The 1,777-nt window shown below is 74.8% G+C and carries 2 protein-coding genes; both read left to right on the top strand.

Translation table 11 applies throughout. The annotated features are described in order from the left end of the window. A partial coding sequence (locus G3I65_RS41145) for a GNAT family N-acetyltransferase (protein ID WP_160700878.1) occupies positions 1-692 on the top strand: 692 nt, incomplete at its 5' end. A gap of 23 nt (positions 693-715) precedes the next feature. Beyond that, a complete protein-coding gene (locus tag G3I65_RS41150) occupies positions 716-1,747 on the top strand; it encodes a hypothetical protein (RefSeq protein WP_160700879.1) in 1,032 nt (343 codons plus the stop codon). Positions 1,748-1,777: the final 30 nt, after the last annotated feature.

Here is a 1,777-nt window from a genome sequence, read left to right on the forward strand (position 1 = left end):
TGCGGGAGTTCGAGCGGGAACTGGGCCGCCGCCTCGGTCCCGGCCTGCTCGGCGTCGTCCACCGCGCGCTCGGCGAGGACCTCGCCGCCGGGCTCGGTGGCCGCGGCCGGCTCGTCAAGCGCGTGGACCCGGTGGCGGTGCTGGACAACCGGTTCGAGTCCGAAGAGGACTGGATCGCGTCGCTGGCGAAGTCGCGGCGGGCGGGGTTGCGGCGGCAGCGGCGCCGGCTCGCCGAAGACACCTCCCTGGTGGTCCGCGGCGGCCCGGGCCGTGCGGACCTCGACGGCGCCGAGCTGGCCGGGCTGATCCAGGCGCACCGCGAGCGCTACGGGCGGCTGGCGCTCGACACCCGCACGCCGCCGTCGGCGGGGTTCCTCGACCGGTTCGTCCGGCGGGCGGACGTGCACACCCTGACCTACCACGACGTCGGCGGGAAGCTGCTCGCCGTGCAGACCATGCTCGACCACCCGGACACGCCGGTCCTGCAGCACTGGGCGGCGCTGCCGCCGGCCGACGGCGGCAAGAAGTGGCTGTACTTCGACTCGTACGTGCGCGCGGTGCGCTTCACGGCGAAGCGCGGCGCCCGGGAGCTGTCCGCGGGCCGCGGCATGATCGAGCTGAAGCAGGAGCTGGGGTTCCGGCCCCGGCCGGTCTACACGGCCGCCGTGCCGAGGCCGGTGCTGGGCCGGTGAAGACCGTCGTCGCAGTGTCGCATGTGGACGTTCACGATCCCCGGACCGATCCGCCGCCGGACGGCTGGGCCGCGTTCCGGGCCCGGTGCCTGCCGCCGGTGTGGGACTACGAACTGCTGCGCCGGGAAGCGTGGCTGGCGAAGAACCCGCCGGTGCTCGCCGTGGTCCGGCAGGGCCCGGTGGTCGTCGGCGCGCTGGCGGTGATGGTGTGCCGCGGCTGGGGCGCGGGGACGTTCGGGCCGATTTCGGGTGGCCGGTTCCGGCCGCGCTGGGCCGAGGTCTACCTCCCGCTGCTCAGCGGTTATCCGGCGTGCGTCTTCGCCGAGGACTTCACCGACCGCCGCACGGCGATCCGGCAGTTCGAACGGGCGTTGCGCGAGTACGTCGGCCCGGGGCTGCTCGGCGTCGTCTACCGGGCGATGAACCCGGAGCTGGTGCCCGCGCTGGCGGGCCGGGCCCGGATCAGCCGCGAGATCGACCCGGCCGCCGTGCTCGTCAACCGCTATTCCACTGTGGACGAATGGGCGGCGGGGCTCGCGCCGGACGTCCGCCGGTACCTGAACCCGGACGTCGCCACGGATGCGGCGCCCGGGCGCACCGGCCTCGACCCGCACGAGCTGGCCACGCTGCTCAACGCCCACCGCGCCCGCCAGGACGACCGCGCGTGGGCCGGTGGCCAGCGCTCGCGCGTCGGCGGGCTGCACCTGGACACCCGAAGCCCGATCGCGCCGGCCTACCTCGACGCGCTCGTCCGGCGCCCGGACGTCATCACGCGGACCTACCGCGCCGGCGACGGCCGGTTGCTCGGCTTCAACACGATGATCGACCACCCGGACGGCGCGGCGGTGCACCACTGGGCCGCGCTCCCGAGCGCCGACGGCGGCCGGAAGGGTCTCTATGTCGACTGCTACGCCCGCTGCGTGGCGCACATGATCGCCGCGGGACGGCCGGAACTGACCGCGGGCCGCGCGATGCTGCCGGAGAAGCAGGCGCTGGGCTTCGGCACGCGGAGCCTGTTCTCGGTGGCTGTGCCGAGGTTGGTGCTGGGCCGATGACGTTCACCGTGCGGGTGCTGGACCCGCGTA

Source organism: Amycolatopsis sp. SID8362, assembly GCF_010550475.1.
Lineage (GTDB): Bacteria > Actinomycetota > Actinomycetes > Mycobacteriales > Pseudonocardiaceae > Amycolatopsis > Amycolatopsis eburnea.